This is a genomic window from Catenulispora pinistramenti (genome assembly GCF_018274385.1).
GTDB classification, from domain to species: domain Bacteria; phylum Actinomycetota; class Actinomycetes; order Streptomycetales; family Catenulisporaceae; genus Catenulispora; species Catenulispora pinistramenti.
Genome location: NZ_JAAFYZ010000057.1, coordinates 25,558 through 51,230, shown reverse-complemented (window position 1 = coordinate 51,230; position 25,673 = coordinate 25,558). Strand labels below are relative to the sequence as shown.

Below are 25,673 nucleotides of genomic sequence, written 5' to 3'. Positions count from 1 at the left end.
CACCAGTCCCGCCCGGACCCCCACCAGTCCCGCCGCCGGTGCACTTGATGTCCACGGACCCGGCCGTCGCCGCACCGCCCGACGTGCCCGGCGCGCTCCAGTCCACCTCGACTGTCCCGGACATGCCCTTCTGCGAGTGCGGGTCGTCCGAGATGGTGAACCGCTCGGTGGTGCTCCCGTCCTGGGCGTTGACCGAGCTCCAGCCGCCGCCCGTGCCGCCGCCCGCTACTCGCCAGTGGTAGGAGATCGCCTCCGAACTCCCCGCGGGCAGCCCGGCGACGTTGAACGTGACCGTCCCGGTCGGCGGGTCGGTGGGTGGACACGGCCCGCTGTAGGAGCTGTTCGTCATGGTCGCGCTCGCCGAGACCGTCACCGTCACGCTCGGCGTCGTCGGCGGCGTGCTGCTCCCGACCGCCGTGGTGGGCGACCCGCTCGACGGCGGCGGCGCGGACGGATAGCTCGGCAGCGACCCCATCGAGCTGGAGCTCGGCAGCGGCACGCCGATCGGCGTCGCCCCCGCGCCGGAGGTCGGGGGCACCTTCGCGGTGGCCGGCGAAGTGGATGAGCTGCCTGAAGTGGCCTGCGTAGGCGAAGTGCCGCTGTCCGAACCCCGCGAACCCGGCGTGGGACCGGCCCCGGCCGCCAGCCCCGGAGAAGAGCCGTCGATGACCGACGAGGTGTCGGACGCCGACACGATCTCGCCGGACGGCCCGGCGGTCGCGGTCGAGTGCTTGCCGGGCGAGAAGGCCACGGCCGCCAACACCGCTCCGACGACCGCGACGGCGGCCACCGATATCCCGATCTTGGTCCCGCGGCCCATCCCCGCGCCGTCGTCGCCCAAGGACTCCGGGGCACCGTCGTCAGACCAGATGGAGCGCGCCTCACCAGCACCCGCGCCCACCGCCGGCAACACACTCGTCGCCGCCCCGTCTTCAGAACCGACCCGCGCGACCAGCGCGGCCAACTCCCGCCGCCCCCGCTCCTCCCACTCCAACCCGTACTCCACCGCCGCGGCCGCCTCCAGCTCGGCGAGGAACCCCGCCGCGTCGGCCGGCCGCTCCACCGGCGCCTTGGCCAGCCCCAGCGCCAGCAGCGGCGCCAGTGCCGACGGTACGTCGGCCACGGGTATCGGCGCGGCCCGGTGCAGCGTCTGGAGCTCGAACACCGAGTCCGCGGTGTACGGCACCCGCCCGGTCAGGCACTCGTAGAAGGTCGCCGTGACCGCGTACAGGTCGGTCACCGACCGCGGCGAAGCGCCCTCCCACAATTCGGGCGCCATATAAGAAGGCGTACCCGCTGCCGGCATCATCGCCTCGGTGCGCACGGCGAGTCCGAAGCCCGTGACCTCGCAGACCCCCTCCGTGCCGACCCGCACGTTCGAAGGCTGATAGTCCCGGTGCACGACCCCGGCGTCCTGCGCCGCACCCAACCCCGACAGCGATCCGCGCATCACCGCGAGCGCCGCCTCCGGGGACAGCGGACCCGAAGTCGCGAGCACCCTCCGCAGCGTCGCGCCCTCGACGGCATCCGTGATCAGCGCCAAGCCGGCCTCGGTCGCCACCAGCTCGCGGACCCGCACCACGTTCGGGTGGTCCACGTCCCGCAGCAGCTCCGCTTCGGTGCGGAACCGCTCGCGGAACGCCTCGTCCGAGCCCAGCCGCGGGTCCGGATACGTGATCAGCACCCGCGTCCCGGTCGCGTCGTGGACGGCCTCTACCACCCGGCCGTCGTCTCCGGCGCCGGGGGAGGAGACCCCCGTCGCGGTGTACCCGGCAACAGTCCAGCCGGCCAACGCGCCTCCCAGATAAGTCGTCGCAGTTCAGCAGCCACGCCCGAGATTGCGCGGTTACCGTATCAGCCTGTGTACAGGTTGCGAATAACTTCCTCGATGTCTGCGTCCCTGATCGAGACGTCCAGCAGTTCATAGCGTTCGGCGATATCGGCCACCAGCGCCGCCGCGTTCGCCTCGGCCGGGAACGCCAGCCACTGGCGCGGGCCGTCGATCCGGGTCACCGCCGCGCCCGGCACGGCGATCGCCGGGACCGGTTCGGCCAGGTCCACGACCAGGGTCCGGTCCGCGGCCACCCGGGCCCGCAGGGCGTTGAGCTCGCCGTCGTAGGCGACGGTCCCGTGGTCCACGACCACCACCCGGCGGCACAGCCGCTCGATGTCGTCCAGGTCGTGGGTGGTCAGCACGATCGTCGTGCCCTGCTCCCGGTTCAATTCGGCCAGGAACTCGCGGACCACGGCCTTGCTGGTGACGTCCAGGCCGATGGTCGGCTCGTCCAGGTAGAGCACGGCCGGGTCGTGCAGCAGCGCCGCGGCCAGATCCCCGCGCATCCGCTGGCCCAGGCTGAGCTGACGGACCGGGGTGTCCAGCAGCGGCTCCAGCTCAAGCAGAGCCACCAAGCGCTTGAGGTTCGCCGCGAACCGCGCGTCCGGGACCGCGTACATCCGGTGCAGCAGCGCGAAGGAGTCGCGCAGCGGCAGGTCCCACCACAGCGTGGTGCGCTGGCCGAAAACGACGCCGATCCGCCGGGCCAGCTGCTTGCGGTCCCGGATCGGCTCCAGCCCGGCCACCCGCAGCCGCCCGGCCGAGGGCGACAGGATGCCGGTGAACATCTTGATCGAGGTGGACTTGCCCGCGCCGTTCGGCCCGATGTAGCCCAGCAGCTCGCCCTCGGCCACGGCCAGGTTCAGGTCGCGGACCGCCTCGACGGTGGTCCGCTCCCGTTTCAGGCGGCCGGTCTTCTTGTGCAGCGTGTAGGTCTTCGACAAGTGCTCGGCTTCGATGATCGGTCGGGATACGGCGGTCGGCTGGGAAGGACGGATCACGGCGGTCAGCTCCCGGTGGATCGGTGGTGGCGCAGGGCCGCGCGCCAGGCGAGCAGGGCCACGCCCCACAGGGCGGCGGCGAACAGCGGCCCGGCGAAGCGGAGGAAGGAGGGGGTGCCGAGCGGGTCGGCGTGGTCCAGGACGTAGAGCGTCGGCTGCCAGTTCACATACGCCAGCGGCAGGCCGAAGGTCAGGAACAGCATCAGGTTCCGGCCGTACAGGGCCAGCGGATAGGAGGTCATGAACTGGCCGCCGTAGGTGACGCTGTTCATCACCTCGGAGGCGTCCGCCGCGACGATCTGGAAGGCGCCGACCAGGACCCAGACCGCCCCGAACACGACCACCCCGACCAGCAGCGTGTAGGGCACCATCGCGGCGCGCAGCAGGGTCCAGTGCACCGGCGCCTTGGCCAGTCCGACGATCAGCGCGGCGAACGCCGGGATCATCGGCGTCAGCCGGCGCGGTGTGAACTGGTCGGCGAACACCTGCGGCAGCATCCCGACCGGCCGGATCAGCAGGCTGTCGAAGGTGCCCATGCGGATCCGCACGGCCAGGTACTCGGTGCCGGTGAACAGCAGGTCGCTGGTGAAGAACGCGGCTTGCGCGGTCCCGTAGAGGTAGAGCGCCTCCGGCAGCGAGAAGCCGCCGAGCGTCGAGACGTTCCCGAACACCACCAGGATGCCGAGCAGTTCCAGGCTGGCCATGAACAGGCTGTTCACCATCACCAGCACCAGGGACGCCCGATACTGCATCGCCGAGCGCCCCCACATCCGCGCGGTGAACAGATAGGTGGCCACGGCGCCCGGCGTCCGCTGCTCGAAGCGCCGCTCGAAGGATGGCTCGACGGGCTGCTCAGCCACCCTGCACCACCACCCGGTGCCGGGCCCGCCGGGTGACCAGCCGCCCGGCCAGCAGCAGGGCCACGGCCCAGCCGATCTCGAACAGGTACCCGGTGCCGACCGCGCCGCCGCTGCGCTTGCCGAGGAAGACATCGGCCGGCAGCTGGACCAGCGCGGCGAACGGCAGCAGCCGCGCCAGCTGCCCCAGCCAGCCGGGGAACAGCACCAGCGGCACGATCATGCCGCTGAAGAACGAGGTCACGACGGTGGCCATGCCGACCACGCCCTTCTCGTCCAGCAGCCAGAAGGTGGACATCGCCGCCAGGTACCGCAGGGCGAAGCTGACGACGGTGCCGAGGAACAGGGCCACCACGAACGCGGCCCACACCCGCGGATCGGTGGGCAGGTGCAGGTGGAAGAGCAGCGCGCCGATGACGAAGGGCACCACACTGCGGCCCAGGACGCTGAAGGCCGCGCGGCCCAGATCGTTGGCGAGCCAGTAGGCCTGGAAGTCGCACGGCCGGAACAGGTCGGTCCCGATGTCGCCGGAGCGGATCCGGGCCGGGATGTCCAGGCCGTTGTTGAGCGTCGACATCGGCCCGATCATCGCCTGGGCGAGGAAGACGTAGGTGACGGCGTCGGCGACGTCGTAGCCGCCGATGCTCGGGCGCTGGCGCCACACGGCCATCATGATGAAGGCCTTGATGATGCCGAAGACGGTGTTGGCGAGCACTCCGCCGACCATCGCGCCGCGGTAGGTGAGATAGCGCCGGAAAGCTTGTCGGGAGATGAGGGCATAGACGACCAAGGTCTTGTCCTTCCGGGGGCGAACTTGGCACTCTGCCAGCGGCCGGGAACGCGCTGCAACGGATTTTGCGGACGGCGCGCCGGCGGTCCGCCGGCGGTGCCCGCGCGGCGCCCCGCGCGCCGTCCGATCCCCGAACGCTGTGCGGCCCGCCGACTGAGACGTGGAAGAATCGCCCCATGTCGCTACGCTGGCTCACCGCAGGGGAATCCCACGGTCCGGCCCTCACCGCGGTCCTCGAAGGGCTGCCGGCCGGGGTCGAGACGTCCACCAAGGCCCTCACCGACGCCCTCGCCCGGCGCCGCCTCGGCTATGGCCGCGGCGCGCGCATGAAGTTCGAGCAGGACCAGGTGAGCATCCTCGGCGGTGTGCGGCACGGCCTCACCCAGGGCGGTCCGGTGGCGATCCAGATCGGCAACACCGAGTGGCCCAAGTGGGAGACGGTGATGGCCGCCGACCCGGTGGACCCCGAGCTGCTGGACGCGCAGGCCCGCAACGCCCCGCTGACCCGGCCCCGGCCCGGCCACGCGGACCTGGCCGGCATGCAGAAGTACGGCTTCGACGACGCCCGGCCGGTGCTGGAGCGGGCCTCGGCCCGGGAGACCGCGGCCCGGGTGGCGCTGGGCGAGGTGGCCCGGGAGTTCCTGCGCCAGGCGATCGGCGCCGAGATCGTCTCGCACGTGGTCGGCATCGGCGCCGCCGAGTCGCCGCGGGAGGCGGTCCTGCCGCTGCCCTCGGACCTGGACAAGCTCGACGCCTCCCCGGTCCGCTGCCTGGACCCGGAGGCCGAGGCGGCGATGATCGCCGAGATCGACCAGGCGCACAAGGACGGCGACACCCTCGGCGGGGTCGTCGAGGTGGTCGTCTACGGCCTGCCGCCGGGCCTGGGCTCGCACGTGCAGTCCGACCGCCGGCTGGACGCCAGGCTGGCCGGGGCGGTCATGGGCATCCAGGCCATCAAGGGCGTGGAGATCGGCGACGGCTTCCTGCTGGCGCGGATCCCCGGGTCGCAGGCGCACGATGAGATGGAAGTCGCCGCGAACGACCCCTTGGCGGTGCGGCGCCGCACCGGCCACAGCGGCGGCACCGAGGGCGGCATGTCCACCGGCGAACTGCTCCGGGTGCGCGCCGCCATGAAGCCGATCGCGACCGTCCCGCGCGCGCTGGGCACCGTGGACACCGCCACCGGCGAGGACGCCGTGGCGCACCACCAGCGCTCGGACGTCTGCGCGGTCCCGGCCGCCGGCGTCGTGACCGAGGCGATGGTCGCGCTGGTGCTGGCCGACGCGGTGCTGGAGAAGTTCGGCGGCGACTCGGTGAAGGAGACCCGCCGCAACTACGAGTCCTACCTCGCGAGCCTGCCGGTGCGGATCGCAGGGCCCGAGCACACTGTGGGGGCGCAGGCATGAGCCCGGTCGTCGTGCTGGTCGGGGCCCCGGGCTCCGGCAAGTCCACGGTCGGCCGCCTGGTGGCCGACACGTTGGGTGTCCTCTTCCGGGACTCGGACGCGGACATCGAGGCCGCGGCCGGGCAGCAGATCTCCGAGATCTTCGTCGAGCACGGCGAGCCGCACTTCCGCGCGCTGGAGAAGGCCGCGGTCAAGGAGGCGCTCGCCGCCCATGACGGCGTCCTCGCCCTCGGCGGCGGCGCCATCCTGGACGCCGACACCAGGATCCTGCTCAAGGAGCACCGCGTCGCCTTCCTGGAGGTCACGCTGGCCGACGCCGCGTCCCGGGTCGGCCTCAACCGCGACCGTCCGCTGCTGCTGGGCAACGTGCGCGGCACCCTGCTCAAGCTCATGGATGAGCGGCGTCCCCTCTATGAGGAGGTCGCCGTCCTGACCGTCCGCACCGACCGCGAGCCCGAAGAGGTCGCGGCCGAGATCGTCGAAAGCCTGGGGAAGTAAGCAGTGACGACGACGGAAACCCGTATCAAGGTCGGCGGCGAAGAGCCCTACGAGGTCGTGGTCGGCCACGGGCTGCTGGGCGAGCTGCCCGGGATGATCGGCGCCAAGGCCGCGCGGGTGGCGATCGTGCACCCGCGTGCGTTGACCGCCACGGCCGAGGCCGTGCGCGACGATCTGATCGAGCACAGCGGCTACCAGGCCCTGACCATCGAGGTCCCGGACGCCGAGGAAGCGAAGTCGGCCGAGGTCCTGGCCTACATCTGGGAGGTGCTGGGCAAGTCCGACTTCACCCGCACCGACGCGGTGGTCGGGCTCGGCGGCGGCGCCACCACCGACCTGGCCGGCTTCGCCGCCGCGACCTGGCTGCGCGGCGTGCGGGTGGTGCAGATCCCGACCACGCTGCTGGGCATGGTGGACGCGGCGGTCGGCGGCAAGACCGGGATCAACACCGCCGAGGGCAAGAACCTGGTCGGCGCGTTCCACCCGCCGGCCGGCGTGCTGTGCGACCTGGACACCCTGCAGACGCTCCCCGCGAACGACTTCGTCGCCGGGATGGCCGAGGTCGTCAAGTGCGGCTTCATCGCCGACCCGGAGATCCTGCGGCTGGTCGAGGCGGACATCGAGGGCGCCAGGCGGTTCGACGGCCCGCACACCCGCGAGCTGATCGAGCGCGCCGTCGCGGTCAAGGCCGACGTGGTCTCCTCCGACCTGAAGGAGGCCGGGCGCCGGGAGATCCTGAACTACGGCCACACCCTCGGCCACGCCATCGAGCGCAACGAGCGCTACCGCTGGCGGCACGGCGCGGCGATCAGCGTCGGCATGGTCTTCGCCGCCGAACTCGGCCGGGTCGCCGGCCGCCTGGACGACGCGACCGCCGACCGGCACCGCGCCATCCTCACCGCGCTCGGCCTGCCCACCGGCTACGACGTGCACGCCTGGCCCAAGCTGCTGGAGACGATGCGCGTGGACAAGAAGTCCCGGGCGAACACGCTGCGGTTCATCGTGCTGGACGGGCTGGCCAAGCCGACGGTGCTGGAGGGGCCGGATCCGGCGCTGCTGATCGCGGCCTACGGCGAGGTGGCCGAGGAGCAGGGTGCCGCAGGAGTGGTGGACCTGTGAGCGAGAACGACCCCCGCACCGAGCCCCGCTCAGGCGGCGAGCCCCGCACAGTCCTGGTCCTCAACGGCCCCAACCTCGGCCGGCTCGGCAGCCGCGAGCCCGACGTCTACGGCTCGACCTCCTACGCCGCCCTGGTCAAGGCCTGCCAGGAGCTCGGCGCCGAGCTCGGCTTCGAGGTCGACGTGCGCGAGACCAACGACGAGGGCGAGATCGTGCGCTGGCTGCACGAGGCCGCTGACGGGAAGCTGCCGGTGGTGATCAACCCCGGCGCCTTCACCCACTACTCCTACGCCATGCGCGATGCCGCCGCGCAGCGCACGGCGCCGCTGGTCGAGGTGCACATCTCGAACCCGTACGCGCGCGAGGCGTTCCGGCACAAGAGCGTCATCGCGCCGGTGGCCAGCGGGACCATCGCCGGGTTCGGGATCGGCTCCTATCTTCTTGCGCTAAGGGCCCTGTCTGAGCTGCCGGAGTGAACGGAGCTTCGTAGTCTGGGGGGCATGACCGCAGACCGCAGCGCAACCGGACCCGCCGCCATCGCCCCCGAGGCCTACGCCGCCCGCCGCGAGCGCCTGCGGGCCCGGCTGGAGGCGGTGGACGCGGACGCCGCGCTGGTCACCAAGCTGGTGAACGTCCGCTACCTCACCGGGTTCACCGGCTCCAACGGCGCGGTGCTGGTCACCCGGGGCGGCGCGGTGTTCTGCACCGACTTCCGGTACGACACCCAGGCCGCCTCCGAGGTGCCGGACGTGGAGCGGATCATCGTCCGGCACTGTGCCCCGGCCCTGGTCGAGCGGGCGGCCAAGGACGGGCTGCGGGCGATCGCGGTGGAGGAGCACGAGATCACCGTCGAGGAGCACCGGCAGCTGGCCGCCGAGCTGACCGCGGCGGCGCCCAGCGCGCGGCTGGTCGGGCTCGGGCACGCGGTCGAGGAGTTGCGCCGGGTCAAGGACGAGAGCGAGATCGCGCTGATCCGCGAGGCCTGCGCGATCTCCGACCGGGCGCTGGCCGAGCTCACCGAGTCCATCCTGATCGGGCGCACCGAGCGGCACATCGCCCAGGAGCTGGAGCGCCGGATGACCGACCACGGCGCCGACGGCCGGGCCTTCGACACCATCGTGGCCTGCGGCCCGAATTCGGCGGTGCCGCACCACCGGCCCGGCGAGCGGCGGGTCGGCGAGGGCGAGTTCCTGAAGATCGATTTCGGCGCGCTCTACCAGGGCTACCACGCCGACATGACCCGCACCTTCGTGGTCGGCCGCGCCCCGGCGGACTGGCAGGTCGAGGTCTACGACCTGGTGTTCGCCGCGCAGAAGGCCGGACGGCAGGCGCTGGCCCCGGGGGTGCGCTGCGCGGACGTGGACGCCGCGGCGCGCGGAGTGATCGAGGCCGCCGGCTACGGCGAGTACTTCGGGCACGGGCTCGGACACGGCGTCGGCCTGGAGATCCATGAGGACCCGAGGCTGGGCGCCGGTCTGCCGGGTACACTGGATGATCGCACTCCGGTCACCGTCGAACCCGGGGTCTATCTGCCGGGCCGCGGCGGTGTCCGTATCGAGGACACCCTGGTGGTCAGGCCGAAGGCCGAGGGCGGTCCGGAGCTGCTCACCATTACCACCAAGGAACTGCTGGTGCTGTAGGCCGCCGACGGCCTGACTCGCCAGGGCCGGCAGTCGGAAGCAGGAGTACTCACCGACGTGGCGTCCACAAACGAACTGAAGAACGGCATGGTGCTCAACATCGACGGCCAACTCTGGTCCGTCGTGGAGTTCCAGCATGTCAAGCCCGGCAAGGGCCCCGCGTTCGTGCGCACGAAGCTCAAGGCCGTGCTCTCGGGCAAGGTGGTCGACAAGACCTTCAACGCCGGGATCAAGGTCGAGACGGCCAACGTCGACCGGCGCGACATGCAGTACCTGTACCAAGAGGGCAAGGACTTCGTGTTCATGGACAAGGACACGTACGACCAGCTCTACGTCTCCACCGAGACGGTCGGCAACGCGGCGAACTACATGCTCGAGGGCACCGACGCGCTGGTCGCCACGCACGACGGCACCCCGCTGTACGTCGAGCTCCCGGCCGCCGTCGAGCTGGTGATCAAGTACACCGAGCCCGGTTTGCAGGGCGACCGCTCCACCGGCGGCACCAAGCCGGCCACCCTGGAGACCGACCACGAGATCCAGGTCCCGCTGTTCCTGACCACCGGCGAGAAGGTCAAGGTCGACACCCGCGACGGTTCCTACCTCGGTCGCGTCAGCAGCTGATGGCCTCACCGCGCAGCAAGGCCCGCCAACGGGCCCTGGAGATCCTGTTCGAGGCGGATCTGCGGGGCGTCGACCCGCGCACGGTCCTGGCCGACACCCAGGCGAGGGTCCGCGCCCAGGGGCCGGAGGGAACCATCCCGGCCGTGCAGCCGTACGCGGCGACCCTGGTCGAGGGCGTGCTGGAGCACGTGGACAAGATCGACGACCTGCTCGACGAGCACAGCGAGGGCTGGGCTCTGGACCGCATGCCGACCGTGGACCGCAACGTCCTGCGGATCGGCGTGTACGAGCTGCTGTGGCAGGCCGACGTGCCGGACGCGGTGGTCCTGGACGAGGCGGTCTCGCTGGCCCGGCTGATGTCGACCGAGGAGTCGCCGCAGTTCGTCAACGGGCTGCTGGCGCGGATAGCCGAGGTCAAGGAACGCTTGACCCGGTAGCCGGGATGCTGGGGAAAGGGCCCGGCTCGCGAAGTTTCGCGAGCCGGGCCCTTTCTGTGTCTCCGGATGTGTCTTCAGTTCTATGTCTTCAGCCTGTGTCTTCAGTTTTGTGTCTTCAGGCCTGCCAGTCGGTGTCGAAGGCGCGCGCCGGGTTGTGCAGGAAGAAGGCGTCGGCGACGTCCGGGCCGAAGTCGCGCAGTACCCGGGCCCTGATGTCGGTGAGCAGATAGGGAATCCCCGGTCCGCCGCCGCTGGCGGCCCTGCCCGCCGCGCTGGTGGTGTCGCCGCCGAGCAGGATCTGGTCGGTGTGGCCGGACTCGATCAGCGCGGCCAGGCAGTCGAACAGGCGCCAGTCGGTCGCGTGGTTGGCGCGCGAGGGGCCGTCGAAGCCGAGAAAGGCTCCCGCCTCAGCCGCCTCACGGTGCGGTCCGAGGTCGGGGAAGCGGTTCAGGTGGCCGAGGATGACCGAGGACGCGGGGACGCCGTCCAGCGCCTTCAGCACTCCGAGCGGGTGGGTGCCGCCTTCCAAGTGCACTGCGATGGTCACGCCGGTGGCATGGTGCGCCGCGGCCGCCGCCTCGAAGGTCATGGAGGCGTGCCGGTCCACTTGGTGGAAGTCGCCGGCCACTTTGACGAGTCCGGCACGCGCTGACAGCGGTGCGCCGTCAGGGTCCCCGTCCTGCCGCAGCCCTTCGGTGAGTTCTGCGATGAACCGCTCGGCCAAGCCGTTGAGCAGGGGGGTAAGCGTCTCGGGCGGATAGTGTCCGGCCTGGTGCAGCCCCGTCGCCGCGATGAGGTGCACCCCGGCCGCTTCCGACAGGGCGGCCAGGTGCCCGGCGCGCCGTCCCAGCCCCATCGGCGTCCACTGCGCCAGGCCCTGTCCGCCGGCCGCCGCGAACGCGCGCAGCTCGGCTTCGGCCGCCGCCGGGTCGTCGAGTTCCTGTCCGGGCAGCTTGGCCGAGGCGAAGAACAGGTGGTCGTGCGAGTCGGTGACGCCCAGGGCCGCCGGGGCGATGTCGCCCAGAACGGTGCGGATCATTGCGCGGCCTCGAACGCCGCCGCCACGCTCCGCAGTCCGGCCAGCGCCTTCGGCACGCCGACGTACGGCGCCAGGTGCACGATCACTTCCACGATCTCCTCGCGGCTCATCCCGATCCGCTCGCTGGTCTTGATGTGCCCGATCAGCTGCGGCTCTACGCCGCCCAGCGCGGTCAGCGCCGCCAGGTTCGCGATCTGCCGGTCCCGCAGCGTCAGCGCGGGCCGCTGGTACGTGCCGCCGAACAGGGCCGTCACGATCCAGTCCGTGAAGCCCGGCGCCAGCTTGTCCACGGCCTGCACGCCCGCGCTCCGGGTCGCCTCGTCCTGCAGCACGTCCAGCAGCGCGTAGCCGGCCTCGCGGTCGAAGGTCGCCTTCTCGGATTCCATGGGTCCTCCCCTGGTAGATGTAACGCCTCAAGCGTTACTTGAGAACCGTAGCAGATGTAACGGGGAAACCGTTACACTCTTTTCCATGGAACCGATCCCCTTCCGCCTCGACACCGGGGCGACGTGGCTGAACCTGCTCGCCACCCGCGGCAGCGCGTTCGGCCGCCATCCGGAGGAGCGCATCCCGACCCCGGAGCGCTTCGCGGACTGGCTGGCGGCCGTGGAGCTGACGCCGGCGGGCCCGGTCACCGCCGCGGATCTGGAGCTGGCCCGGCACCTACGCGAAACGCTCCGTCCCCTGGCCCTGTCCGCCGCCACCGGTGAGGAGCCGTCCCCGGATGCCCCGGACGCCGCCGCGGAGCTGATCGCGTTCCTGGCGGCGCACGACGAGCCGCTGCGGCTGGCCGGGGCCGCCGAGTCGCCCGGCCTGGCCCGGCCGGCCCCGGCGGGCGCCGCCGCCGCGCTCGGCCGGATCGCCCGGCAGGCCGCCGAACAGCTCACCGGCCCCGAGCGGCACGCGTTGAAGTCCTGCCCCGAGTCCGACTGCCGCGGGGTCTTCGCCGATCCGGAGGGCCGGCGCCGCTGGTGCCCGTCCCCGACCTGCGCCAGCCGCGGCCGGGTGCGGGCGCACCGGGCCCGCAAGGCGACGGCCGCACCCACCCCGTGAGCAGCGCGCTGATGCCCCGCTGATTGCCCGCTGTCAGCGACTCGTCAGCCGTCTGCCAGCCCCCGGGGCAATCCTGGGCCGTGGGACGGAGACCCGTCCCGGCGAACGGAGCGAGGGGAGCTGCCATGGGCGCCTACGTCGACGTCGACGGCTTGAGCATGTACTACGAAGTGATCGGCGAGGGTGAGCCGGTGGTGCTGGTCCACGGCACCGGCGGGACCGTCGAGAGCTGGTACGCGCAACGGGAACTGCTGCCCGAGTGGTACCGGGTGTACATGCTGGACTGCCGGGGCCACGGCCGGACCGCGGACGCCGAGGGTCCCTTCACCTACGAGAACTTCGCCGACGACATCGCCGGCTTCATCGAGGCCCTGGAGCTGGGACCGGTGCGGCTGGTCGGCTGGAGCAACGGCGCGAGCGTGGCCCTGCGGCTCGCGGTGCGCCGGCCGGACCTGGTCAGCCGGGTGGTGCTGCTCAGCGGCGGCGTCCTGGACCTAGGCGGTCAGACCGCCGAGGCCAGAGCGCTGTCGGTGGAACCGGGCCGGTCCTGGCTGGCCGAGACGTGGCGGCCGATCTACGAGGCCCTGTCGCCGGACGGGCCCGAGCACTTCCCGGTGGTCGAGGAGAAGCTGAACCGCATGTGGCGCGAGGCGACCCCGGTCACGGCGGACCAGATCGCGGCGCTGCCCATGCCGCTGCTGCTTCTGCAGGGGGACGACGACTGTGTCGAGATCGCGCACGCCGCGGCCGTGGCCGGAACGGCGCCGGACGGCCGCCTGGCGGTGGTCCCGGGCACCTCGCACGTCTCGCCGATCGAGAAGCCCGAGCTGGTGAACCTGCTCCTGCTGGACTTCTTCGAGGACAAGCCGCCGGCGCGGCTGTTCCCGCTGGGCTCGCTGCGCTCGGCCGCGCAAGCGGCGACTGAAGCGGCGGCGGCGACCGAAGCGGCACGGCCGGCGGGCGCGGGGGAGCGGGCCGGATCGGCCCCGCGGGCCGCCTGAATCTCGGCTTCCGCGCCTTAGTCCGAACAGCCTAAAGCCCGCCGCGCGCGTCAGCGCGGGCGGGCTTTGAGCCGTCGCACAAGTGCCTTATGCCTCGTCGTCGTCCTCGGCGAAGCCGCCCGGGAAGCCGCCGGACTCGCCGTCGCCTTCCTCGTCCGGGTACGGGCGGGCCGCGGCCGGGTTCAGGACGTCCCAGTCGGTGAGCATCTTCACCAGCTCGGACGGGGCCATCTCGTAGATGACGCCGAGGGTCCGCAGGTCTTCGCCGCGGATCGTCATGACCCGGCCGTTCCAGTCGCCGCGCTGGCTCTGGATGCTGCCGACATAGCGCAGCAGCGGGCCGGCCTGGTCGACCGGAAGGGCCTTCAGCCGCTCCAGGTCGAGCACCAGCTTGCCGCCGGGCTCGTGCGCCGACGCCGGGGCGCCGGTGCCGGGCAGCAGTTCGTGGACCGGCACGCCGTAGAACTCGGCGAGCTCGGACAGGCGCTGCACGGTGACAGCGCGGTCGCCGCGCTCGTACGAGCCGACGACGACGGCCTTCCAGCGCCCTTGCGACTTCTGCTCGACGCCGTGCAGGGACAGGCCCTGCTGGGACCGGATGGCGCGCAGTCGGACGCCCAGCGCTTTCGCGTACTCGGTGGACATGTAGCTCCCCATTGACACAACTGCAGCCTTGCGTGTTCCCCTCGCCACACGGCTTGGCCCAGTTCAGCGGATCGGCAGTTTTCTCGTATGACCCGTTGGTGACTTAGCGTGACGGTACGCGCAGCAGAGATTCTGCGCAAGTCCCGTCGTTGTCAAGACAACCGATGACTGCCGGTGGTCTGGTCCAATCAGCTTATGTCACGCAGAGCAGTGCTCCGCACTCGGATGGCGGAGCGCCCGTGCCGATCACGCGTGATCGTCCTGGTAGAGTCGTTGCCGACCGAGTCCTTTAACGATCTGTCCCGTGAGGCAGAGAAGGGGGTCCTTTTCGTATGCCCGCGATACCACAAGGTGCGCGCCCCGTCTTGGATGAGGCGGATATTTCTCGGGCCTTGACCCGGATAGCGCACGAGATCCTTGAGCGCGCCAAGGGCGCCGAGGACGTGATGCTCCTGGGGATCCCCACGCGCGGCACCTTCCTCGCCGACCGCCTGGCCGCCCGCATCGCCGACGTCGAGGGCACGACCGTCCCGGTCGGCTCGCTGGACGTCACCATGTACCGCGACGACCTGCGTCTGAAGCCCGCCCGCGCGCTGGAGCGCACCGAGATCCCGGACGAGGGGGTCGACGGCCGGCTGATCGTCCTGGTGGACGACGTCCTGTACTCCGGCCGCACCATCCGCGCCGCCCTGGACGCCCTGAACGACCTCGGCCGCCCGCGCGCCGTGCAGCTCGCGGTCCTGGTCGACCGCGGCCACCGCGAGCTGCCGATCCGCGCCGACTACGTCGGCAAGAACCTGCCGACCTCGCAGCGCGAGACCGTGTTGGTCCGGCTGCGCGAGCACGACGGTGTGCAGCATGATGCCGTTTACCTGGGGATCGAGAGCGAGACGGCCATATGAAGCGCCACCTGTTGTCCACCGCCGACCTCTCCCGCGACGACGCGGTGCTGATCCTGGACACCGCCGAGGAGATCGCCCGGCTGGCCGCCCGGCCGATCAAGAAGCTGCCGACGCTGCGCGGCCGCACCGTCGTGAACCTCTTCTTCGAGGACTCCACCCGCACCCGGACCTCCTTCGAGGTCGCGGCCAAGCGTTTGAGCGCCGATGTGATCAACTTCTCGGCCAAGGGCTCCAGCGTCTCCAAGGGCGAGTCGTTGAAGGACACCGCGCTGACCCTGGAGGCGATGGGCGCCGACGCGGTCGTGGTCCGGCACAGCGCCTCCGGCGCCGCCTACCGGCTGGCCACCGCCGGCTGGAGCTCCAGCCACGTGGTGAACGCCGGCGACGGCACCCACGAGCACCCGACCCAGGCCCTGCTGGACGCCTTCACCATGCGCCGCCACCTCGGCGGCTTCGAGGAGCGCCGGGTCACGGTGGTCGGCGACGTCCTGCACTCCCGGGTGGCCCGGTCCAACGTGCACCTGCTGGCCACCCTCGGCGCCCGGGTGACCCTGGCCGCACCGCCCACCCTGCTCCCGGTCGGGGTCGAGAGCTGGCCCTGCGACGTCTCCTACGACCTGGACGCGGCGATCCCGGGCAGCGATGCGATCATGATGCTGCGGGTGCAGCGCGAGCGGATGAACGGCGGCTTCTTCCCCACCCAGCGCGAGTACAGCCGCCGCTACGGCCTGGACGCGCAGCGCATGGCCAAGCTGCCGGACAAGGCGATCGTCATGCACCCGGGCCCGATGGTCCGCGGGATGGAGATCTCCGCAGCGGTCGCCGACTCCGACCGGTCGGTGATCGTCGAACAGGTCGCCAACGGCGTCAGCGTCCGGATGGCCGTGCTGTATCTGCTGTTGAGCGGGAGCGAGTCGGCGATCGGCAGCGACGAGGGCCAGGCTCAGAACCAGCACCAGAACACCGAACCGAAGGGCGCCGCCGCGTGAGCACCACCTACCTGATCAAGAACGCGAGCGTCCTGGGCGGTGACCCGCAGGATCTGCTCCTGCGCGACGGCATCATCGCCGACGCCGGGTCCCTGGGCCCGGTGCCCGGCACCGTGGTGATCGACGCCGGCGGTTTGATCGCCCTGCCCGGCCTGGTCGACCTGCACACCCACCTGCGCGAGCCGGGCCGCGAGGACGCCGAGACCGTCGACACCGGCACCCGGGCCGCGGCGCTCGGCGGCTTCACCGCGGTGCACGCGATGGCCAACACCGACCCGGTCGCCGACACCGCCGGCGTGGTCGAGCAGGTCTGGCGCCTGGGCCGGGAGGCCGGGCACTGCGACGTCTTCCCGGTCGGCGCGGTCACCGTGGGCCTGAAGGGCGAGCGGCTGGCCGAACTCGGCGCGATGGCCGACTCCGCGGCCCGGGTCCGGGTCTTCTCCGACGACGGCAAGTGCGTCTCCGACGCCAACCTGATGCGCCGCGCGCTGGAGTACGTGAAGGCCTTCGACGGCGTGGTCGCCCAGCACGCGCAGGAGCCCCGCCTCACCGAGGGCGCGCAGATGAACGAGGGCGAGCTGTCCGGGCTCCTGGGCCTGGCCGGCTGGCCGGCGGTGGCCGAGGAGGCGATCATCGCCCGCGACATCCTGCTGGCCGCGCACACCAAGTCCCGGCTGCACGTCTGCCACGTCTCCACGGCCGGCTCGGTCGAGCTGATCCGCTGGGCCAAGTCCAAGGGCCACCCGGTGACCGCCGAGGTCACCCCGCACCACCTGATCCTCACCGAGGACCTGGCGAAGAGCTACGACCCGATCTACAAGGTGAACCCGCCGCTGCGGTCCGCCGCCGACGTCCAGGCGCTGCGCGAAGGGCTGGCCGACGGCACCATCGACGCCGTGGCCACCGACCACGCCCCGCACCCGCAGGAGGACAAGGACTGCGAGTGGGCCGCGGCGGCCATGGGCATGCTCGGCCTGGAGACCGCGCTGTCCGTGGTGCAGCAGACCATGGTCGACAGCGGCCTGATGGGCTGGGCCGACGTCGCGGACCGGATGTCGGTGCGGCCGGCCGCCATCGGCCAGGTCGACGACCGGCACGGCCGCCCGCTCGCGATCGGCGAGCCGGCGAACGTGGTCCTGGTGGACCCGAAGGCGAAACGCACCGTGGACCGCACGGCCCTGGCCTCGCTGTCGCAGAACACCCCGTATCAGGGGATGGAGCTGCCCGGCGCGGTGGTGGCGACGTTCCTGCGCGGCACCGCCACGGTTCTGGACGGGAAGCTCGCATGAACAACCCGCCGATTCTCATTCAACACAGCATTCAACACAGCCTCGCCGCGGGCGAGCACTCCGCGCCGGTGACGCACATCGGCCAGCGGATCCTGTGGACCATCGTGACGCTGGTCGCGATGGGCGGCATCTACCTGCTGATGTGGCGCGGCTGGAAGAAGCGGCAGGCCCGCCAGGCCGATCTGCAGCCGCTGAACGAGATCCCCGAGGGAGTCTTCTCCGGCGAGGGCTTCGAGACCGTCTACGTCTCGACCACCTCCGAGGGCGACTGGCTCGACCGCATCGCCGTCCACGGTCTCGGCGAGCGCAGCAACGCGCGGGTCCACGTGGCCGCCGCCGGCGTGCTGATCGACCGCGAACCCACCGCCGTCTTCATCCCGGCCGCCGCGATCCGCGGCATCCGGCTGGCCTCCGGCATGGCCGGCAAGTACCTCCGCGACGAGGGCCTGGTCGTCATCACCTGGCAGCACGGCGACCGCACGCTGGACACCGGCGTCGACCCCCGCCACGGGACTGATGAACTGATGCGGGCACTGGAGGCCCACTTCGCAGTGAGCGCAACAGAAAGGCCGTCCGCATGAGCAATCGACCCCCGGCGATCCTGGTCCTGGAGGACGGACGGACCTTCCGCGGCGACGCCTACGGCGCGCTCGGCGAGACCTACGGCGAGGCCGTCTTCACCACCGGCATGACCGGCTACCAGGAGACCCTGACCGACCCCTCCTACCACCGGCAGGTCGTCGTGATGACGGCCCCGCACATCGGCAACACCGGCGTCAACGACGAGGACCCGGAGTCCCGGCAGATCTGGGTGGCCGGCTACGTGGTCCGCGACCCCAGCCGCGTCGCCTCCAACTGGCGCTCGCAGCGCACGCTGGACGAGGAACTGACGGCGCAGGGCATCGTCGGGATCTCCGGCGTCGACACCCGGGCCGTCACCCGGCACCTGCGCGAGCGCGGCGCCATGCGCTGCGGCGTGTTCTCCGGCGAGCTGGCCGAGCAGGACCCGAAGACGCTGGTCGAGAAGGTCGCGGCGAGCCCGGCGATGGCCGGTGCGGACCTGGTCGGCGACGTCACCACCGAGCAGGGCTACGTGGTCGAGCCGATCGGCGAGCACAAGTTCACCGTGGCCGCCTACGACCTCGGTATCAAGTCCATGACACCGCACCGGATGGCCGAGCGCGGTGCCCGGGTGCACGTGCTGTCCGCCTCGGCGACCCTGGAGGACGTCCTGGCCCTGGAGCCGGACGGCTTCTTCCTGAGCAACGGCCCCGGCGACCCGGAGACCACCGAGGAGTCGATGGTCCCGATCGTGCGCGCCGTCCTGGACCGGCGGATCCCGGTCTTCGGGATCTGCTTCGGCAACCAGATCCTCGGCCGGGCCCTGGGCTTCGGCACCTACAAGCTGAAGTACGGCCACCGCGGCATCAACCAGCCGGTGCAGGACCGCGCCACCGGCAAGGTGGAGGTCACCGCGCACAACCACGGGTTCGCCGTGGACGCGCCGCTGGACAAGGTCAGCGACACCGAGTACGGCCGGGTCGAGGTCAGCCACGTCTGCCTGAACGATGACGTCGTGGAGGGTCTGAAGGCGCTGGACGTCCCGGCCTTCAGCGTGCAGTACCACCCGGAGGCGGCGGCCGGTCCGCACGACGCCGCGTACCTGTTCGACCGATTCGCGGATCTCATGGCCACCGCCAAGAACGACGAGAAGGGCGAGGGCTGAGATGCCGAAGCGTGAAGATCTGAAGTCCGTCCTCGTCATCGGCTCCGGCCCGATCGTCATCGGCCAGGCCGCCGAGTTCGACTACTCCGGCACCCAGGCCTGCCGCGTGCTGCGCGCCGAGGGCCTGCGGGTGATCCTGGTCAACTCGAACCCGGCGACGATCATGACCGACCCGGAGGTCGCCGACGCCACCTACGTCGAGCCGATCACCCCGGAGTTCGTCGAGAAGATCATCGCCAAGGAGCGTCCGGACGCGCTGCTGCCCACCCTGGGCGGGCAGACCGCGCTGAACACCGCGGTCGCGCTGGCCGAGAACGGTGTCCTGGACAGGTACAACGTCGAGCTGATCGGCGCCGACATCGCCGCGATCCAGTCCGGCGAGGACCGCGAGAAGTTCAAGCGGATCGTCGAGGCCATCGGCGAGACCGGGCTGAACGCGCACAGCGCGCGCTCGGTCATCTGCCACTCGATGGAGGACTGCCTGGCCGGCGTGGACGAGCTCGGCGGCTACCCGGTCGTGGTCCGGCCCTCCTTCACCATGGGCGGCGCCGGCTCCGGCTTCGCCCACGACGAGGCCGAGCTGCGCCGCATCGCCGGCACCGGCCTGGCGCTCTCACCGACCACCGAGGTGCTCCTGGAAGAGTCCATCATGGGCTGGAAGGAGTACGAGCTGGAGCTGATGCGCGACAAGCACGACAACGTCGTCGTGGTCTGCTCCATCGAGAACTTCGACCCGATGGGCGTGCACACCGGCGACTCGATCACCGTGGCCCCGGCCATGACCCTGACCGACCGGGAGTACCAGGAGCTGCGCGACGTCGGCATCGCGGTGATCCGCGCGGTCGGGGTCGACACCGGCGGCTGCAACATCCAGTTCGCGGTGAACCCCGAGGACGGCCGGATCATCGTCATCGAGATGAACCCGCGGGTGTCCCGCTCCTCGGCCCTGGCCTCCAAGGCCACCGGGTTCCCGATCGCCAAGATCGCCGCCCGGCTGGCCGTCGGCTACACCCTGGACGAGATCCCGAACGACATCACCCAGGAGACCCCGGCCTCCTTCGAGCCGGCGTTGGACTACGTCGTGGTGAAGGTGCCGCGCTTCGCCTTCGAGAAGTTCCCGGCCGCCGACAGCACCCTGACCACCACCATGAAGTCGGTCGGCGAGGCCATGGCCATCGGCCGCTCCTTCCCCGAGGCGCTGCAGAAGGCGCTGCGCTCGCTGGAGAAGAAGGGCTCGGAGTTCACCTGGGTCGGTCCGGTCCGGGACAAGGCGACCGTCCTGGCCGAGGCCGCGCGGCCCACCGACGGCCGGGTCAACCTGCTCGTCGAGGCCTACCGGGCCGGCGCCTCCATCTCCGAGCTGCACGAGTCCACCAAGATCGACCCCTGGTTCCTGGACCAGGTGCTGCTGATCCACGAGACCGCCTGCGAGCTGCGCGACGCCGAGCGGCTCTCGCCCGCGCTGCTGCACCGGGTCAAGCGGACCGGCTTCTCCGACAAGCAGGTCGCCGACATCCGGAACCTGACCGAGTCGGTGGTCCGCGAGCTGCGGCACTCGCTCGGCGTGCGGCCGGTCTACAAGACCGTCGACACCTGCGCCGCGGAGTTCGCCGCGAAGACCCCGTACCACTACTCGTCCTACGACGAGGAGACCGAGGTCGAGCCGCGCGGCAAGCCGGCGGTGATCATCCTGGGCTCCGGGCCCAACCGGATCGGGCAGGGCATCGAGTTCGACTACTCCTGCGTGCACGCCTCCTTCGCGCTGCGGGACGCCGGCTACGAGACCGTGATGGTCAACTGCAACCCGGAGACCGTCTCCACCGACTACGACACCTCCGACCGGCTCTACTTCGAGCCGCTGACGCTGGAGGACGTGCTGGAGATCGTGGACGCCGAGCGGGCCGCCGGGCCCGTGGCCGGGGTCATCGTGCAGCTCGGCGGCCAGACCCCGCTGGGCCTGGCGCAGTCGCTGAAGGACGCCGGGGTGCCGGTGGTCGGCACCTCGCCGGAGGCCATCCACCTGGCCGAGGACCGCGGCGCCTTCGGGCGGGTGCTGGCCGAGGCCGGGCTGCCGGCCCCCAAGCACGGCACCGCGTTCTCCTTCGCCGAGGCCAAGGCGATCGCCGACGAGATCGGCTACCCGGTGCTGGTCCGGCCGTCCTATGTGCTCGGCGGGCGGGGTATGGAGATCGTCTATGACGAGGACATGCTCCACGACTACATCGAGCGCGCCACCCAGATCTCGCCGGAGCACCCGGTGCTGGTCGACCGGTTCCTGGACGACGCGATCGAGATCGACGTGGACGCGCTGTTCGACGGCGAGGAGCTCTACCTCGGCGGCGTGATGGAGCACATCGAGGAGGCCGGGATCCACTCCGGCGACTCGGCCTGCGCGCTGCCGCCGATCACCCTGGGCGGGCACGACATCAAGCGGCTGCGGGTCTCCACCGAGGCGATCGCCCGCGGGGTGGGGGTGCGGGGCCTGATCAACATCCAGTACGCGCTGGCCGGCGACATCCTCTACGTGCTGGAGGCCAACCCGCGTGCCTCCCGCACGGTGCCGTTCGTGGCCAAGGCCACCGCGGTGCCGCTGGCCAAGGCCGCGGCCCGGATCGGGATGGGCGCCACCGTGGCCGAGCTGCGGGCCGAGGGCCTGCTGCCGCGCGAGGGCGACGGCGGCACGCTGCCCTCGGACTCGCCGATCTCGGTCAAGGAAGCGGTCATGCCGTGGTCCCGGTTCCGGACCCCGGACGGCCAGGGCGTGGACGTCATCCTCGGCCCGGAGATGCGCTCCACCGGCGAGGTGATGGGCATCGACGCGGACTTCGGCAAGGCCTTCGCCAAGTCCCAGGCCGGGGCCTACGGCTCGCTGCCGCTGAAGGGCAAGGCGTTCGTCTCGGTGGCCAACCGCGACAAGCGCTCGATGGTGTTCCCGGTCAAGGCGCTGCACGACCTGGGCTTCGAGATCCTGGCCACCGACGGCACCGCCGACGTGCTGCGCCGCAACGGGATCCCGGCGACCACGGTGCGCAAGCTGTCGCAGGGGACCGGCCCGGACGGCGAGCCGACGATCGTGCAGATGATCGTGGACGGCGGGATCGACCTGATCGTGAACACCCCGTTCGGGGTGGGCTCGCGGCTGGACGGCTACGAGATCCGGACCGCGGCGGTGCAGGCCGGCAAGCCGTGCATCACCACGGTCCAGGGCTTCGCGGCGGCCGTGCACGGGATCGAGGCGTTGCAGCGCGGCGAGATCGGGATCGGGTCGCTGCAGGAGTACGCGGACAAGATCAACGCCTCCCGCGCGGCGGCCTCGGACCCGGCGCGCGCCGCCGGCTGAGGTCTTCAGCGGGGGTCCGTGGTCGCGTCGAACTGAGAGAGGTGCCTGAGGTGAGGATCTATCCGAAACTGTTCAACCTGGTGTTCCGTCGGATGGATGCCGAGCAGGCGCACCGCCTCGGGTTCGGCGCGATCCGGGCGGTCGGCGCGCTGCCCGCCGGCAGCGGCCTGGCACTGCTGGAGCGGCTGTTCCCGGCGCACGACCCGGTCCTGAAGCAGACCGTGTTCGGCGTCGGGTTCCCGGCCCCCTTCGGCCTGGCCGCCGGCTTCGACAAGAACGCCGAGGGCATCGACGCGCTGGCCGCGCTCGGCTTCGGCTCGGTGGAGATCGGCACCGTCACCGGCCAGGGCCAGCCCGGCAACGAGCAGCCCCGGCTGGCCCGGCTGATCGCCGACCGCGCGGTGGTGAACCGGATGGGCTTCAACAACGGCGGCGCCGAGGAGGTCGCGCGCCGGCTCAAGCGGCGGGTGGCCAAGCCCGAGCGCTGGGACAAGGTGCCGCCGGTGGTCGGGGTCAACATCGGCAAGACGAAGATCGTGCCGGAGGCCGAGGCGGCCACCGACTACGTGGTGTCCACCAAGCTGCTGGCGCCGTACGCCGACTACCTGGTCGTCAACGTCTCCTCGCCGAACACCCCGGGCCTGCGCGGTCTGCAGGCCGTCGAGGTGCTGCGGCCGCTGCTCAAGGCGGTGCGCGCGGCGGCCGACGAGGTGGTCCCGGGCCGGCGGGTCCCGCTGCTGGTGAAGATCGCCCCGGACCTGGCCGACGCCGACATCGACGCGGTCGCGGACCTGGCGCTGGAGCTGCGCCTGGACGGCGTCATCGCGACCAACACGACGATCGGCCGCGAAGGACTGAAGTCGGCCGCTGAGAAGGTCGAGACGGCCGGTGGCGGGGGTCTGTCGGGCGCGCCGCTGAAGGAGCGCTCGCTGGAGGTCCTGAAGCGGCTGCGGGCGCGGACCGCGGGCCGGCTGGTGCTGATCTCGGTCGGCGGCGTCGAGACCGTCGGGGACGCCTGGCAGCGCCTGGTCGCCGGTGCCGACCTGGTGCAGGGCTACACCGGCTTCATCTACGAGGGGCCGGGCTGGGCCTCGCGGATCAACCGCGGGATCGCCGAGAAGGTGCGGGCCGGCGGCTATACGAACCTGCGCGACGCCGTCGAGGCGGCCCGGGTCTCGTAACACGTATCCAAGTACGTATCCAACAAGGAGAGTCGTCATGGGATCAACGTTCGGCGCCCGTCTGCGGACGGCTCTGGACACTCGGGGGCCGCTGTGCGCGGGCATCGACCCGCACAGCTCGCTCTTGGCGCAGTGGGACCTGACCGACGACGTCGCGGGGCTGGAGAGGTTCTCCTTCACGGTGGTCGAAGCCCTCGCCGACCGGGTCGCGGCGCTCAAGCCGCAGTCGGCGTTCTTCGAGCGCTTCGGCAGCCGGGGGATCGCGGTGCTGGAGCGGACCGTCGCCGACGCGCGCTCGGCCGGCGCCGTGGTGATCATGGATGCCAAGCGCGGGGACATCGGCTCGACGGTGGCGGCCTACGCGGACGCCTATCTGGACCCGACCTCGCCGCTGTTCTCGGACGCCCTGACCGCCAGCCCCTACCTGGGCTTCGGTTCCCTGGAGCCGCTGTACACGCTGGCCGAGAAGAACAACGCGGGCGTGTTCGTGCTCGGGCTGACCTCGAACCCTGAGGGCGCGCAGGTGCAGGGCGCGGTCGGCGCCTCGGGCCGCACGGTCGCCGAGGAGATCATCGCGGCCGCCGCCGCGCGCAACGGCGACGCCTCGCCGATGGGGCCGATCGGCGTGGTGGTCGGCGGCACGGTCGAGACGCCGAGCTTCGACCTGTCGCGCCTGAACGGCGCCTACCTGGTCCCCGGGATCGGCGCGCAGGGGGCGACGGCCGCGGACGTGAAGCGGATCTTCGGGTCCGGTGCCCGGAACGTGGTGCCGGCGAGCAGCCGCGAGATCCTGCGGAGCGGGCCTTCGGCGGCCGGGCTGCGGGACGCGGCTGCTCGGACGGTGGAGGAACTGCAGGGGATTCTGGATTAGGGCTCGTCCTGCCGATCATCCGAGCCGGATCAGGGCTGCTGATCGTCGATCGGCAGGACTGGCCCCGGGCTGGTTTCCCGGTCCGGAACTACTTCGCGCTGCACAGCTCCCGGTCCACCAGGGCGTTGGTGGCCAGCTGGATGTCCTCGGTGCCGTCGCCGGTGCTGGAGACGACGACGCTGCGGCCGGTGTCGGGCGCGACGGCGTCCCAGGTCTGGTAGCCGGGGACGCCGCCGGGGTGGCCGAAGAAGCCGCCGCCGCAGGAGAGCGGGAACCAGGCCAGGCCCAGGCCGTAGCGTGCGCCCGGCCAGAAGACGCTCAGCTGGGGCGCCGGGACGGTGGTCTCCATGGCCGCGAGTTGGGCCGGGGCCAACAGGCGACCGCTAGTCAGGGCCGCGTAGAAGCGGCCCAGGTCGCCGGTGGTGCTGATGATCGATCCGGCCGCGTCGATCATGCTCGGGTTGAGCACGGTGACGTCCACCGGGTCGGTGCCGCCGAAGGTCGAGTAGCCCTCGGCGTGCGGGCCGCGGATGTAGGGAACCATGCCCGGAATCACGGTGTGGCTCAGTCCCAGCGGCCGGATGATCCGGGCCTGGACCTCGTGGGCCCAGCTCTGGCCGGTGACCCGGTTGATGATCATGCCGAGCAGCACGTAGTTGGTGTTCGAGTACGAGATGCCGGTGCCCGGCGGGAAGGTCGGCTGGTGTTTCGTCGCCATCGCCACCAACTGGGCCGGCGTGTAGACGTCGAAACGGCCGGCCTGGTAGCCGGCGGCGGTGGCTATCTCGGGCAGGTCGTGGGCGAAGTCGTAGATGCCTGAGGTGTGCTGGAGCAGTTCCCCGACGGTGATCCGGCTGCCGTCGTTGCCGTTGCCCGCCACCACCCCCGGCAGCCAGCGGTCGACCGGGTCCGACAACGACAGCCGCCCCTCGCCGACGAGTTGGAGCACGACTGTGGCGACGAAACTCTTGGTGGCGCTGCCGATCCGGAACCGGGCATCCAGCGGCACCGGCGCTCCGGTGGCGGTGTCGGCCACGCCGGCCCGCACGGTCTGCCGCCCGTTCGGCGTGGTCACCGTGACCAGCACACCGGGTGCCCCGGCGGCGCGGATCGCGTCCGTTTCCTGTTGCAGCCGGCTGGCGGGCCGCGAGTTTCCTTGGGCCGTGCCGGTGCCGGTGCCGGTGCTGTTGCTGTTGCTGTTGCTGTTGCCGGCGTCGGCGCTGGCAGGTGCGGCCACCGCCAGCCCGACAGCCGCCGTGAGGAGGATCGCGGGGACGGTGTGATTCAGTGTCTTCCAGCGCATGGTCGATCTCGCTTTCTGGTCGTCGGCGTATCGCTGACAGGGACGCTAGTGAGATCGGGGACACCGACCGTCCCCCCACCGGGGTCACCGTCCATACCCCCGTGGGGGGACGGCTCTGGCAGCGCGGGTGTC

Annotated in this window: 25 protein-coding genes; 17 read left to right on the top strand and 8 right to left on the bottom strand. The window is 71.4% G+C overall.

All coding sequences use genetic code 11. The annotated features are described in order from the left end of the window. The 4 genes from KGQ19_RS18590 to KGQ19_RS18575 all read right to left on the bottom strand — a co-directional run. On the bottom strand, nt 1-1,792 hold a 1,792-nt coding region (locus tag KGQ19_RS18590), incomplete at its 3' end, for a serine/threonine-protein kinase (protein ID WP_212010452.1). A gap of 62 nt (nt 1,793-1,854) precedes the next feature. Beyond that, nucleotides 1,855-2,832 (bottom strand): ABC transporter ATP-binding protein, encoded by a 978-nt coding sequence (locus KGQ19_RS18585; protein ID WP_212010455.1) that lies wholly within the window; start codon nt 2,830-2,832, stop codon nt 1,855-1,857. A gap of 8 nt (nt 2,833-2,840) precedes the next feature. Further along, nucleotides 2,841-3,695 (bottom strand): ABC transporter permease, encoded by an 855-nt coding sequence (locus tag KGQ19_RS18580; RefSeq protein ID WP_212010451.1) that lies wholly within the window; start codon nt 3,693-3,695, stop codon nt 2,841-2,843. Beyond that, nucleotides 3,688-4,482 (bottom strand): ABC transporter permease, encoded by a 795-nt coding sequence (locus tag KGQ19_RS18575; protein ID WP_212010450.1) that lies wholly within the window; start codon nt 4,480-4,482, stop codon nt 3,688-3,690. The genes KGQ19_RS18580 and KGQ19_RS18575 overlap by 8 nt, the downstream gene beginning before the upstream one ends. Nucleotides 4,483-4,658: 176 nt before the next feature. On the opposite strand from KGQ19_RS18575, the gene aroC reads away from it, so the two are divergent. The 7 genes from aroC to nusB are packed head-to-tail and all read left to right on the top strand — an operon-like array spanning nt 4,659 to nt 10,202. Then, nucleotides 4,659-5,888: a chorismate synthase gene (gene aroC / locus KGQ19_RS18570; RefSeq protein WP_212010449.1), complete on the top strand. Its 1,230-nt coding sequence runs from the start codon at nt 4,659-4,661 to the stop codon at nt 5,886-5,888. Then, entirely contained in the window at nt 5,885-6,385 is a 501-nt protein-coding gene (locus KGQ19_RS18565) for a shikimate kinase (protein ID WP_212010448.1), read from the top strand. The genes aroC and KGQ19_RS18565 overlap by 4 nt, the downstream gene beginning before the upstream one ends. Before the next feature lie 3 nt (nt 6,386-6,388). Continuing rightward, nucleotides 6,389-7,504 carry a 3-dehydroquinate synthase gene (gene aroB, locus KGQ19_RS18560; RefSeq protein WP_212010447.1) on the top strand — a complete coding sequence of 372 codons (1,116 nt, stop codon included), beginning with the start codon at nt 6,389-6,391 and terminating at the stop codon, nt 7,502-7,504. Further along, a complete protein-coding gene (gene aroQ, locus KGQ19_RS18555; RefSeq protein ID WP_212010446.1) occupies nt 7,501-7,980 on the top strand; it encodes a type II 3-dehydroquinate dehydratase in 480 nt (159 codons plus the stop codon). Before aroB ends, aroQ begins: the two co-directional genes overlap by 4 nt. Nucleotides 7,981-8,004: 24 nt before the next feature. Further along, nucleotides 8,005-9,144, top strand: a complete 1,140-nt coding sequence (locus KGQ19_RS18550; RefSeq protein WP_212010445.1) for an aminopeptidase P family protein — start codon at nt 8,005-8,007, stop codon at nt 9,142-9,144. Nucleotides 9,145-9,201: 57 nt separating this feature from the next. Continuing rightward, nucleotides 9,202-9,765: an elongation factor P gene (gene efp / locus KGQ19_RS18545; RefSeq protein WP_212010444.1), complete on the top strand. Its 564-nt coding sequence runs from the start codon at nt 9,202-9,204 to the stop codon at nt 9,763-9,765. After that, on the top strand, nt 9,765-10,202 hold the full coding sequence (nusB, locus tag KGQ19_RS18540; RefSeq protein WP_194897162.1) for a transcription antitermination factor NusB: 438 nt from the start codon (nt 9,765-9,767) through the stop codon (nt 10,200-10,202). Before efp ends, nusB begins: the two co-directional genes overlap by 1 nt. Before the next feature lie 115 nt (nt 10,203-10,317). Here nusB and KGQ19_RS18535 read toward each other — a convergent pair whose 3' ends face one another. Beyond that, entirely contained in the window at nt 10,318-11,241 is a 924-nt protein-coding gene (locus KGQ19_RS18535; RefSeq protein ID WP_212010443.1) for a phosphotriesterase family protein, read from the bottom strand. Further along, nucleotides 11,238-11,627 (bottom strand): carboxymuconolactone decarboxylase family protein, encoded by a 390-nt coding sequence (locus KGQ19_RS18530; protein WP_212010442.1) that lies wholly within the window; start codon nt 11,625-11,627, stop codon nt 11,238-11,240. Before KGQ19_RS18530 ends, KGQ19_RS18535 begins: the two co-directional genes overlap by 4 nt. 85 nt (nt 11,628-11,712) lie before the next feature. Here KGQ19_RS18530 and KGQ19_RS18525 point away from each other — a divergent pair, with 85 nt between their 5' ends. After that, nucleotides 11,713-12,294, top strand: a complete 582-nt coding sequence (locus KGQ19_RS18525; protein ID WP_212010441.1) for a CGNR zinc finger domain-containing protein — start codon at nt 11,713-11,715, stop codon at nt 12,292-12,294. Between the two features lie 125 nt (nt 12,295-12,419). After that, nucleotides 12,420-13,295, top strand: a complete 876-nt coding sequence (locus tag KGQ19_RS18520) for an alpha/beta fold hydrolase (RefSeq protein ID WP_212010440.1) — start codon at nt 12,420-12,422, stop codon at nt 13,293-13,295. Nucleotides 13,296-13,382: 87 nt separating this feature from the next. Here the strand turns inward: KGQ19_RS18520 and bldD are convergent, their stop codons facing one another. Further along, nucleotides 13,383-13,940, bottom strand: a complete 558-nt coding sequence (gene bldD / locus KGQ19_RS18515; protein WP_212010439.1) for a transcriptional regulator BldD — start codon at nt 13,938-13,940, stop codon at nt 13,383-13,385. Between the two features lie 332 nt (nt 13,941-14,272). Here bldD and pyrR point away from each other — a divergent pair, with 332 nt between their 5' ends. The 8 genes from pyrR (at nt 14,273) to pyrF (ending at nt 24,238) form a co-directional block, all read left to right on the top strand. Then, the gene (pyrR, locus tag KGQ19_RS18510) at nt 14,273-14,842 is read left to right on the top strand and encodes a bifunctional pyr operon transcriptional regulator/uracil phosphoribosyltransferase PyrR (protein WP_212010438.1); all 570 of its coding nucleotides are present in this window, start codon (nt 14,273-14,275) and stop codon (nt 14,840-14,842) included. Beyond that, nucleotides 14,839-15,831 carry an aspartate carbamoyltransferase catalytic subunit gene (locus KGQ19_RS18505; protein WP_212010437.1) on the top strand — a complete coding sequence of 331 codons (993 nt, stop codon included), beginning with the start codon at nt 14,839-14,841 and terminating at the stop codon, nt 15,829-15,831. Before pyrR ends, KGQ19_RS18505 begins: the two co-directional genes overlap by 4 nt. Further along, nucleotides 15,828-17,120, top strand: a complete 1,293-nt coding sequence (locus KGQ19_RS18500; RefSeq protein WP_212010436.1) for a dihydroorotase — start codon at nt 15,828-15,830, stop codon at nt 17,118-17,120. Before KGQ19_RS18505 ends, KGQ19_RS18500 begins: the two co-directional genes overlap by 4 nt. A gap of 68 nt (nt 17,121-17,188) precedes the next feature. Further along, nucleotides 17,189-17,701 carry a PH-like domain-containing protein gene (locus KGQ19_RS18495; RefSeq protein WP_212010435.1) on the top strand — a complete coding sequence of 171 codons (513 nt, stop codon included), beginning with the start codon at nt 17,189-17,191 and terminating at the stop codon, nt 17,699-17,701. Beyond that, on the top strand, nt 17,698-18,846 hold the full coding sequence (carA, locus tag KGQ19_RS18490) for a glutamine-hydrolyzing carbamoyl-phosphate synthase small subunit (RefSeq protein WP_212010434.1): 1,149 nt from the start codon (nt 17,698-17,700) through the stop codon (nt 18,844-18,846). Before KGQ19_RS18495 ends, carA begins: the two co-directional genes overlap by 4 nt. 1 nt (nt 18,847) lies before the next feature. Further along, nucleotides 18,848-22,186 (top strand): carbamoyl-phosphate synthase large subunit, encoded by a 3,339-nt coding sequence (gene carB / locus KGQ19_RS18485; RefSeq protein ID WP_212010433.1) that lies wholly within the window; start codon nt 18,848-18,850, stop codon nt 22,184-22,186. Between the two features lie 50 nt (nt 22,187-22,236). Beyond that, the gene (locus tag KGQ19_RS18480) at nt 22,237-23,367 is read left to right on the top strand and encodes a quinone-dependent dihydroorotate dehydrogenase (RefSeq protein WP_212010432.1); all 1,131 of its coding nucleotides are present in this window, start codon (nt 22,237-22,239) and stop codon (nt 23,365-23,367) included. A gap of 37 nt (nt 23,368-23,404) precedes the next feature. Continuing rightward, the gene (pyrF, locus tag KGQ19_RS18475; RefSeq protein ID WP_212010431.1) at nt 23,405-24,238 is read left to right on the top strand and encodes an orotidine-5'-phosphate decarboxylase; all 834 of its coding nucleotides are present in this window, start codon (nt 23,405-23,407) and stop codon (nt 24,236-24,238) included. 88 nt (nt 24,239-24,326) lie between these two features. Here pyrF and KGQ19_RS18470 read toward each other — a convergent pair whose 3' ends face one another. Next, entirely contained in the window at nt 24,327-25,541 is a 1,215-nt protein-coding gene (locus KGQ19_RS18470) for a serine hydrolase domain-containing protein (RefSeq protein ID WP_212010430.1), read from the bottom strand. Between the last annotated feature and the right edge of the window lie 132 nt (nt 25,542-25,673).